General features: G+C 59.1%; 8 protein-coding genes, 1 tRNA gene and 1 riboswitch. Of the genes, 4 read left to right on the forward strand and 5 right to left on the reverse strand.

The features are described from left to right. The first annotated feature begins 302 nt into the window (after nucleotides 1-302). A tRNA-Glu gene (locus tag NW829_RS04320) sits at nucleotides 303-375 on the forward strand. A 300-nt stretch (nucleotides 376-675) separates the two neighbouring features. Here NW829_RS04320 and NW829_RS04325 read toward each other — a convergent pair. Next, nucleotides 676-1,023 (reverse strand): DUF1815 family protein, encoded by a 348-nt coding sequence (locus NW829_RS04325; protein WP_011434143.1) that lies wholly within the window; start codon nucleotides 1,021-1,023, stop codon nucleotides 676-678. Between the two features lie 485 nt (nucleotides 1,024-1,508). Here NW829_RS04325 and NW829_RS04330 point away from each other — a divergent pair, with 485 nt between their 5' ends. Then, nucleotides 1,509-2,756: a URC4/urg3 family protein gene (locus NW829_RS04330; RefSeq protein ID WP_414416519.1), complete on the forward strand. Its 1,248-nt coding sequence runs from the start codon at nucleotides 1,509-1,511 to the stop codon at nucleotides 2,754-2,756. Here the strand turns inward: NW829_RS04330 and NW829_RS04335 are convergent. Beyond that, nucleotides 2,753-4,165 (reverse strand): cobyrinate a,c-diamide synthase, encoded by a 1,413-nt coding sequence (locus NW829_RS04335; protein ID WP_414416520.1) that lies wholly within the window; start codon nucleotides 4,163-4,165, stop codon nucleotides 2,753-2,755. The genes NW829_RS04330 and NW829_RS04335 overlap by 4 nt on opposite strands. A 16-nt stretch (nucleotides 4,166-4,181) precedes the next feature. Beyond that, nucleotides 4,182-4,775 (reverse strand): cob(I)yrinic acid a,c-diamide adenosyltransferase, encoded by a 594-nt coding sequence (gene cobO / locus NW829_RS04340; RefSeq protein WP_414413543.1) that lies wholly within the window; start codon nucleotides 4,773-4,775, stop codon nucleotides 4,182-4,184. Between the two features lie 275 nt (nucleotides 4,776-5,050). On the opposite strand from cobO, the gene NW829_RS04345 reads away from it, so the two are divergent. Both NW829_RS04345 and metK read left to right on the forward strand, forming a co-directional pair. Beyond that, nucleotides 5,051-5,419: a hypothetical protein gene (locus NW829_RS04345; RefSeq protein ID WP_011434147.1), complete on the forward strand. Its 369-nt coding sequence runs from the start codon at nucleotides 5,051-5,053 to the stop codon at nucleotides 5,417-5,419. Nucleotides 5,420-5,486: 67 nt separating this feature from the next. Beyond that, nucleotides 5,487-5,598, forward strand: a riboswitch (SAM riboswitch). A gap of 298 nt (nucleotides 5,599-5,896) precedes the next feature. Beyond that, complete coding sequence (gene metK, locus NW829_RS04350) at nucleotides 5,897-7,156, forward strand: methionine adenosyltransferase (protein ID WP_041436796.1); 1,260 nt, start codon at nucleotides 5,897-5,899, stop codon at nucleotides 7,154-7,156. Between the two features lie 28 nt (nucleotides 7,157-7,184). On the opposite strand, the gene NW829_RS04355 is transcribed toward metK, so the two are convergent. Then, nucleotides 7,185-7,703, reverse strand: a complete 519-nt coding sequence (locus tag NW829_RS04355) for a MogA/MoaB family molybdenum cofactor biosynthesis protein (RefSeq protein WP_414391002.1) — start codon at nucleotides 7,701-7,703, stop codon at nucleotides 7,185-7,187. A gap of 36 nt (nucleotides 7,704-7,739) precedes the next feature. Continuing rightward, nucleotides 7,740-8,267: a hypothetical protein gene (locus NW829_RS04360; protein WP_414416521.1), complete on the reverse strand. Its 528-nt coding sequence runs from the start codon at nucleotides 8,265-8,267 to the stop codon at nucleotides 7,740-7,742. Nucleotides 8,268-8,414: the final 147 nt, after the last annotated feature.

Genomic DNA, 8,414 nt, shown 5'->3' on the forward strand with positions numbered 1-8,414 from the left:
ACGGTCAGGACTTGGGTCATGGTTCTATTGTGACTTCCGCATTCCTCCCGGCACTGACCCTACGGGTACAGTGCGGGGCTCCTGCGATTTCTAGCTGAGGTGTGGCTCTTTGTGATGTGGTGAGGTGAAGCCAAGATGGACGTGATCCCAGATGAACCGATTGTAATTGCCAGCCTGCTGAGCCTGGCTTTGCTGGGGATCTTGATTCTGAACTTGGCAGGGCGTGGGTCTGGGGATGCAGATTAAAAGGTTGACAAGCTTACTTATCCTTCTTTAGGATTAGGATCGCCTTGTCGGAGAGCGCCCCCATCGTCTAGAGGCCTAGGACACATCCCTTTCACGGATGCGACAGGGGTTCGAATCCCCTTGGGGGTATTGGGTCAGAGTTATAAGATGAAGCCGTCAACAGGGGATCCCTGGCAGCGGTGACACCTTACTCAGACTTTACTCAGAGAGGCTTTGCTGCCACAAACCACTCCAGATACAAGCTGGGAGAGCGGGTCATCTGGGATCCAGACACAAGTGGTATTGGCAGTTAGCCAACTGCAACTCCATCGGGGAGGATTCCTATCCAGCCCTCGCCCCCCCCCAAGATTGGGAAAGCCTCTAGAAGGTCGGGCCCAGTTGCCCAATCGGCTACGGCTTGGGTTTGAGCAGACCTAGGGCCTGCCAGGATCAGGTGCTGGCCACCAGAGCTTCAGCCGGCGTGGCGGCGACCAACAGCTCATCTTTGATAAGCTCTGCCAGCTCCTGCAGTTGGCGAATCGCCTCTGCCCCTTCCAATTTCATAAGCTCCCGGTCATCCCGCATTTCTGTCCAGCTAATGGAGCATTCGGAAACCAAAAAGCGGATTAGGTGCCCCTCTCGTAAACTGACCATAAACGAGGCACTCTCGAAAGACGTACCACAGGTGTAGCAAGAGGCTGGGTAGCCCCGCTTCTCCAAAACGATGGCCAGAGCCTGCAAACTCATCACCAGATCTTGAACATAGCTGCGGTATTGTTCCGCCAACCGTGTGAACATCACACTCCTCCCTAACGGATTGGCACTTTTGGGGCTTAGCCTAGCTGCAAATGACCTAACTAGTAATTTATGCTTAGGGCTAGGATTACATCTATCATAACAATCGACAACCCCTCAAGGAAGTGGTTAAGGCCACAGAGTAGGCGAAGTCTACTTCAGTGAAATGTAGTATTCAACACTTCTCTTAACAGGGACATCAAAATTTACCTCGAGTCAATGCTCTTATCTATCGGGATCCTCACCCAGTGCTTGGCCCAGTCTTTTCTCAAAATGGCTCAGGGCTGCTCGTGTCAGCAGGACAGTTGCCTCAAAGCTTTCTCTTGCAAGGGTCTCACCGATCGCGAAGTAAGACGCGGTCTTTTGACAAGAGACCGGCGGGAGTGTCAAGTGGGCCAAGGCTTGCAGACGAATGCAGATCAAGGTGGGTTCCCGCCCGATTATGCTGAGAAAATTCTCGGCATGGACAATTGAGAAGGAACAGCTTGATGCTGACACCTGTTGATCTGGAAAAACGAGTGGCTTATTTGCAGAGTCCCCAAGCCATTCGGGATCGCTGTCGGTTGCTACTGGAAAGGGTTTTGGCCGGTGAATCAGAGCATTTTCGCCTCGACCTGAACCGGCTGGGATCCGTAGCCGACTATGTGATCACCACAATGCGGGCCCATTATCCCAACGGGGAAATTCCCTTCCACAGCCGCTGGCAACATTTTCAGGTGGGATCCGGGGAGCGCCTAGCCCGTTTGGAAAATCGACTTAAAGACATGGATCCGCTGGAGCGGCTGCGATGCAAGTGGGATCTGGCCATCGTCAGCGTGTTGCTGGACGCAGGCGCAGGCTCTGCCTGGAAGTACTGGGATCCAGAAGGTCAGGCGGTGGTGGGTCGTTCCGAAGGTTTGGCCTTGGCCAGTTTCGACTGGTTCTGGCGAGGTGGGTTTTCCAGCGATCCCCAGCAGCCTCTGCAGGTGGATGCGGCGGGCCTGGAGCGGATCACCTTGGCGGATTTGGCAGCAGCTTTCCAGGTGGGGCCGGAAAATCCTTTACTGGGACTGGAGGGGCGCTGGCAACTGCTGCAAAGGTTGGCACAAACTTTGCGGGCTCAACCTCATTACTTTGGATCTGGTCACAATCTTCCTCGTCCAGGCCGGTTGTGGGACGCCATCCAACCCGAGGATCCCAGCCGTGGGATCAAAGCAGCACAGGTCTTCCAGGCAGTTCAGAGGGGGTTTAGCTCCATTTGGCCTGGGCGAGTCTCGCTGGCCGGGATCCCTCTGGGGGATGTCTGGCCCTATCCCCACCTGCCCCAAACGGAGCCGGGGAGCCATTGGGTGCCTTTTCACAAGTTGTCCCAATGGATGACCTATTCCCTGCTGGAGCCGTTGCAGCAGGAGGGGATCCCGATCTGGGGTTTGGATGAGCTGACGGGTTTGGCGGAGTATCGCAACGGGGGGCTGTTTGTGGATTTGGGGGTGATCCAGCTCAAGCAGCCGGAGATTGGGCAGCAACCGCATCCCCCAGATTCGACGGTGATTGTGGAGTGGCGGGCCCTGACGGTGATTTTGCTGGATCAAGTTGCCTCCTTAATCCGGGAAAGGCTTGGCTGCTCTGCCCAGGAGTTGCCCCTGGTGAAAATACTGCAAGGGGGAACCTGGACGGCAGGGCGGCAAATCGCTGCCCAGCTCAGGCCAGATGCTTCTCCCCCCATCCAACTGCTCAGCGATGGCACGGTGTTCTAAGAGGGGATGGGCAGGCCCCGAGTAATCCTTATGAAACTTCGCAGCAGCCGCATGGCCAGGTCGGGACGGGATCCCCAGTGCAGATGCAGGTACGAAGCGTGAAGACGCTCGGTGGCCCATCCTTCCTGTTGAAGCTGGGCGGGGGATCCCCAGCTGTAGATTGGGCTGGGGGAGATGGGGGTGCTGCGGGAGCGGTGAAATTCATGCCCGCGCAGGCGATCCCCGGCTGGCGCCAGCAGGGTTGGGCGCAAAACGGCAGCTGCGCGGTAGCCCAAACACAGCCGGTCGGCCATGTCTACCTGGATGGGCAACAGCCCGGCCATCGGGTAGGTCTTTCCCTGAAAATCGGTAAGGGATTGGCCCAGCACCATCAGTCCGCCGCACTCGGCGTAGAGGGGTGGGTGGGCGGGCGGGAGCGGGCGTTGGTTAATGCTCTCAGATAGAGGTGCTGCAAACAATTCCGGGAACCCTCCCCCCAGCAGCACGCCGTCGCAGGGCTCCGGTGGCCATAGCCCCACCTGGAGGGGGGAATACTCCAGCAGCTCGGCTCCACAGGCCCGCAACAGATCCAAGTTGTCGGCGTAGTAGAAGTTAAAGGCGTGGTCTTGGGCCACCGCCACCCGTACCTGTTCGCAGCGGCGGGGCGGAGTCCTTTCGGTGAGAGGGGGGATCCCTGGCCACAGCTCTCCTACCGCTGGAGGAAGCCTCCGAATCAGGGGCAATAGGCCATCCCAATTGACGTGTTGCTCCGCCAGCTCGGCCCAGGCAGCTTGCCAGTGGGGGAAGTGATCCAGTTCTGAGACAGGCACCAACCCCAGGTGTCGGCTGGGCAACCGCAAATCCTCCCGCCGGGGAAACTGGCCCAAGACCGGGATCCCCGCTGCAGCCGCTGCCTGCTGCAAGATTTGTCCATGCCGCTCCGAGGCCACCCGGTTGAAAATCACCCCAGCAATGGAGAGGCGGGGATCCCAGCGGCTCAAGCCGTAGAGCAAAGCGGCCACCGTCGTTCCCATGCCGCTGCCATCGATCACCAGCACCACAGGGATCCCGAGCAGGCGGGCCACATGGGCGCTGCTGGCAAAAAAAGGCTCCGTTCCGCCCTCGGGGAGGGGCAGGGATCCCGGCGCTCGTCCATCGAAGAGGCCCATTACCCCCTCCACAATGGCTCCATCCTTGTCCTGGCAATGGTGGCGAAAGCAGCGCTGCACAAAGTCCTCGTCGGTCAAGAAGGGATCCAAAGTGCGACAGGGGATCCCGCTCACCGCCGTGTGAAACAGAGGATCAATGTAATCCGGCCCCACCTTGAAAGGTTGGATGCGCAGGCCCCGTCGCCTCAGAGCGGCCAACAGAGCCAGAGTGATGGTGGTTTTGCCGCTGCCGCTTGCTGCCGCCGCCAGCAGAATGGCCATCTTTCCTGCCCAAGGGTTAGAACTCGATGCCGATTTGCGCCTTGATCCCCTGGTCACGGAAGGGATGCTTGACCAAAGTCATCTCCGTCACCAGATCGGCTCGGTCGATCAACGCTGCCGGCGCGCCCCGCCCCGTCAAGATCAGGTGAACCCGCTCCGGTTTCTCCGCTAGCCCGGCCAACACCCTGTCCGGCGAGAGATATCCCAACTTGAGGGCGACATGGATCTCATCCAGAAGCACCAACTGAAACTCCCCGCTGGTGAACAGCTCCCGCCCCTTTTCCCAGGCCGCCTGTGCATGGGCGATGTCTCGCTCCCGGTCTTGGGTTTCCCAGGTAAAGCCCTCTCCCATGGCGTAAAAAGCTATTTTCCCCAGGCCCAGCTCTGGATGCTCGGCCAACTTTCGCAACAGCTTGGCTTCTCCTGGATCCCAGGCCCCCTTGATAAATTGCACCACCCCCACCGACAATCCCTGGCCGAGGGCGCGGAAGATCATGCCAAAGGCAGCCGTGGTCTTTCCCTTGCCCTGCCCGGTGTGTACGATGATCAAGCCCTTGTCATCTCGCATGCCCGACAGACGCTGCCGCTGGATCTGCTGGCGTTTTTGCATTCTTTGGCGATGCCGCCAGTTTGGGTCGGCCTCTGCGCCCGGTGAAGACTCCGCACCGCTATCGCAAGCGTCCTCAAGTTCTGTTGTCGAGAGGGGTTGGGATCCGGAAGCCGGTGCAGGCAAGCCAGACAGGGCGGGTTGGGCCATAATCAAAAGGAATCGAGATTCGCCACACAGGCTGAGGGGAACTGCACCACTGGCGCGACCGTCGGGGCAAACCCAAGTTCCCCACAGTGAACCGCCTTTATCCTAATCCGGTTTCATTCGGCTGGGATATGAGAGAACCGGCTGCCGCTTTCCGAGATAGCCTGCTGATGTACTGCTTCATCTGGGCAGTGCTGGCAATAGGGTGTTTTCAAGTCTTGCCCCGCATCCAAGTCGTATCTGCCGCCGAGTTGCAACCGTGGCTAGCGCCCAGCTACTTTGCAGGTCTGGGGGGATCCCTATTGGCAGCCTTGGGATCCCTGTTGGCCATCTCAGCCGAAACGACGCCAAATCCTGCCGACAAAAAGCATCTGCACCGCTTGGCTTGGGGATTGGGGACAGTTGGCTTTCTCGGCGTTCTCTCCCCCCTGGGCTTGGCCGGCGCATTCTTTCTCAAAGCCGCTCAGGGGACAGACTGGTGGCAGGGTCTGTTTGGCTGAAGCCGCCCACAGCTTATTTTTTTGACAAATGGGCGGAGGTTGGGGGTACTATAGGGACAAGTTCCGTTCTTTATCCAGAGCAGACTGAGGGACCAGGCCCAATGAAGCTGCGGCAACCCGGCGGAAGCCTCCGCTACGGTGCCAATTCCTGCGGTTAGTCAGTAACCGAAAGATAAAGGCAATAAAGTTTTCTCTAGAGGATAGCCCTCGTTGGCGGGGGACTTTTCTGGCAACTTTATCCTTTAGCAGCTCCCATAGCTCTGGTCGCGGCAGCGGGGCAAGGCCTTCGCGGCAGTGCTGGTGCGTCAGCGGTGCAGAACGCTTGCTGGTTGCTGGGCCTTTCCTCTGGCTGAGTTGGGGCTGGTGCGGAGCACCTGGGGATCCCTGGTTGGCTCTTTCTCCGACGGATAATGAACGAGCGGGTGAGCCTTGTTTTTTGTTCAGGTTCTCAGTTCTAGCTTTTAAGGAGAAGGTTCGTTGTCCAAGTCGTTTTTGTTTTCCTCGGAGTCGGTGACGGAGGGGCACCCCGACAAAATCTGCGATCAGATCTCCGATGCCATCGTGGATGCCCTCTTGACGGCGGATCCCCTCAGTCGGGTGGCCGCCGAGGTGGTGGTCAATACGGGCCTGGTTTTGTTGACCGGGGAGATCACCTCGCAAGCGCAGGTCAACTTCACCCGTCTGGTGCGGGACAAGGTGGCCGAAATTGGCTATACCGATGCCAAGAATGGGTTTTGTGCAGAAAGCTGCGCGGTGTTGGTGGCTTTCGATGAGCAATCTCCCGATATTGCCCAAGGGGTGAACATGGCCCTGGAAAGTCGCGGCTCCCAGGAAGATCAATTCGACTTGGTCGGGGCCGGGGATCAGGGGTTGATGTTTGGCTTTGCCTGCGATGAAACTCCCGAGTTGATGCCCTTGCCCATTAGCTTGGCCCACCGCCTCAGCCGCCAGTTGGCCACGGTTCGCAAAAACGGCACCCTGCCCTATCTGCGCCCGGATGGCAAAACGCAGGTGACTGTGGCCTATGAGGAAGGTCGCCCGGTGGGCATTCACACCCTGCTCATCTCCACCCAGCACACACCCACGATTGGCGCCATTACGGAAGAGGCGGCGGTGCAAGAGCGGATCCGCGCCGATCTCTGGGAGGCAGTGGTCACGCCGGTGTTTGCCGAGCTGCCCATCAAGCCGGATAGCCACACCCGCTTCCTCACCAATCCCACCGGCAAGTTTGTCATCGGCGGCCCTCAGGGAGATGCGGGCCTGACCGGACGCAAGATCATCGTCGATACCTACGGCGGCTATTCTCGCCATGGGGGCGGGGCCTTCTCCGGCAAGGATCCCACCAAGGTGGATCGCAGCGCTGCCTATGCGGCTCGTTACGTGGCCAAGAACATCGTGGCAGCTGGCTTGGCGCAAAAATGTGAAGTGCAGGTGAGCTACGCCATTGGGGTAGCCCGCCCCATCAACATTTTGGTGGAAACCTTTGGCACAGGGCGCATCCCCGACGAAGAGCTGTTGCGGCTGGTGCAGCGCCACTTCGATCTGAGGCCGGCAGCCATTTTGGCCCAGTTCCAACTGCGGGAGCTGCCCCGCCAACGGGGGGGACGCTTCTACCAAAATGTAGCGGTCTATGGTCACTTCGGGCAAACTCACCTGGATCTGCCCTGGGAGCGCACCGATAAAGCCGCTCTGCTGCGGGAGGAGGCTCTTGCCAAGGCGACTGCCCTCTTGGCCTAAGAGGGGATCACTAAGACGGCCTGCTGCCTCAATGCTTGCCCTGGTGCAGTTGCTTAACCAGGTGGGGTAGCTCCGGCAGGATCAGGCTGCGCATAGCCAGTTGCACGGCTGCTGGGGAGCCAGGCATGGAAAAGATCAAGCACTTTCCGTGGATCCCGGCGATGGCCCGAGAGGCGATGGCCCGACTGCCAATCTGGGCATAGCTGAGCTGGCGGAAGATCTCCCCAAAGCCGGGCAAGGTCTTTTCCAGGAGAGCCTCGATGGCGTCGTAAGTGGTGTCGCGGGGGGCGATGCCTGTGCCACCATTCAACAAGATCACCGGCAGGGATCCGGCCCAATCCTGAACCTGCTCTCGAATGAGCTGCGGTTCATCTCGGAGAATGCAATATCTCTCCACCCGGTGGCCGGATTCCTGGAGGGCTGTGCAGATGAACTGGCCGCTGTGATCGGTTTCAGGGGTGCGCGTGTCGCTGACGGTGATCACCCCACAGGGCAAGGCGGCAAAAATGTGCTCCGCACCGCTGTCGCAATCGAGGGGAAAGTTCATGGCCAGGATCCCTGAGGAAAGAGAGTGGTAAGCCCATCAAGACTGTCCCTGAGGGGGCTCGGCAGGAGTTGGAGGGTCAACGACCGTCTGCTGGAGCTCTAGGATCCCTGAGGACTCTGCCCCACCAGCACGGGCGAGTTGGGGAGGAGGGGACTGGGCGAGCAGGCGGCGCAGCTTGGGGGGAAGCTCCTGCAACTGCTCCAACAACAAGTTTAGAGATATGGCCGGTTCTCTGGAAAACAGGGATCCTGCGAGGGGTACCGGCGGCAGAGGAGAACAGGCAAAGGCAGCCGCAGCCAAAGAGCGGATCCGCTCCTGCTGCTCCTGCCAAAGGAACTGGCCGATTTCTGGGGGAAAGGTAAGATGAGGAGAGCCGCGACGCTGCCAAAGGCGGAGAAGCTGCTCCACAGAGGCGGCCTTGTACCGCCCCTGGTAGAGGGCTTCTAGCAAGGCTGCCGGGATCCAAAGATCCGGGAACAACTGGCTCCAGCGCTCCACCCAAACCTGGCTGGGTTGACCTTCCAGCTCAAACCCATAGTGCTCCAGAAAGGTGGCAGGATCCATCAGCCCATGGCAGCCCAAGGAAACTCAACCCAAGCTAGTCCAGATCCGCCGAGACAAAGGGGAGATAAAGCCTTTCTCCCTGGATCTCGCAAGACAGCTCTCGTCCAAGAATACCCCTATTTGCCTTTCATGAAGGCTCTGTGAAGA

Source organism: Synechococcus sp. R55.8, assembly GCF_047461895.1.
GTDB lineage: Bacteria > Cyanobacteriota > Cyanobacteriia > Thermostichales > Thermostichaceae > Thermostichus.

Excerpts from the sequence above, each read along its gene's own strand:
- cobO (WP_414413543.1), bottom strand. The coding sequence starts at position 4,775 with ATGCAAAAACGCCAGCAGATCCAGCGGCAGCGTCTGTCGGGCATGCGA.
- NW829_RS04335 (WP_414416520.1), bottom strand. The coding sequence starts at position 4,165 with ATGGCCATTCTGCTGGCGGCGGCAGCAAGCGGCAGCGGCAAAACCACC.
- NW829_RS04325 (WP_011434143.1), bottom strand. The coding sequence starts at position 1,023 with ATGTTCACACGGTTGGCGGAACAATACCGCAGCTATGTTCAAGATCTG.
- NW829_RS04345 (WP_011434147.1), top strand. The coding sequence starts at position 5,051 with ATGAGAGAACCGGCTGCCGCTTTCCGAGATAGCCTGCTGATGTACTGC.
- NW829_RS04330 (WP_414416519.1), top strand. The coding sequence starts at position 1,509 with ATGCTGACACCTGTTGATCTGGAAAAACGAGTGGCTTATTTGCAGAGT.
- NW829_RS04360 (WP_414416521.1), bottom strand. The coding sequence starts at position 8,267 with ATGGATCCTGCCACCTTTCTGGAGCACTATGGGTTTGAGCTGGAAGGT.
- NW829_RS04355 (WP_414391002.1), bottom strand. The coding sequence starts at position 7,703 with ATGAACTTTCCCCTCGATTGCGACAGCGGTGCGGAGCACATTTTTGCC.